This is a genomic window from Vibrio sp. 1078-1 (genome assembly GCF_033340475.1).
Genome location: NZ_JAWOWM010000186.1, coordinates 1 through 841 on the forward strand (window position 1 = coordinate 1; position 841 = coordinate 841).

At 51.2% G+C, this 841-nt stretch carries 1 pseudogene; it reads left to right on the top strand.

Features of this window, described 5'->3' with window-relative positions:
• A pseudogene (locus tag R7190_RS26475) lies at positions 1-841 on the top strand (fructuronate reductase); the annotation flags it as partial.

Consider the following 841-nt stretch of genomic DNA (forward strand, 5'->3'; position numbering starts at 1 on the left):
AAAACAATCCGCTAGTCATTGCTGACCTTGCCAATCCAACGGAGCCAAAATCGGCACTAGGTTACATCGTGCAAGCACTGAAGATACGTCGTGAACGCGGCCTAACGCCATTTACCGTGATGTCTTGCGATAACGTGCAAGAGAACGGTCACGTAGCAAAAGCAGCGGTACTGGAATTCGCTCAACTGCTTGACCCTGAATTGCGCGACTGGATTGAAACCAACGTCACCTTCCCTTGCACTATGGTTGAACGCATTGTGCCATCAGCCACAGAAGAGACACTTAGCGAAATCGCCGATCTGCTTGGCTGTGAAGATCCATGTGGCATCGCTTGTGAACCTTTCCGTCAATGGGTTATCGAGGACAACTTCGTAGCTGGTCGTCCAGATTGGAACGTGGCTGGCGCAGAATTTGTTGCCGACGTTGTGCCTTACGAAGAAATGAAGCTGCGCATGCTAAATGGTAGCCACTCGTTCCTAGCCTACCTAGGCTACCTTGGTGGTTACGCGCATATCTCTGACACCATGACAGACGAAGGCTACCGCAAAGCGGCATTCGACATGATGATGCAAGCACAAGCCCCTTCGCTGACCATGCCAGAAGGCACCGATTTAGAAGGCTACGCTAAACTGCTTATCGAGCGCTTCACCAACCCAAGTTTGAAACACAAAACATGGCAAATCGCGATGGATGGCAGCCAGAAGATCCCGCAACGCATGGGTGGCAGCTTACGATTCCACCTTGCTCAAGGCTCTAACTTCTCTTGGTTGGCAACAGCAATTGCAGGTTGGATGCGCTACGTATCTGGCGTGGACGAGCAAGGCAACGATATTGATGTTCG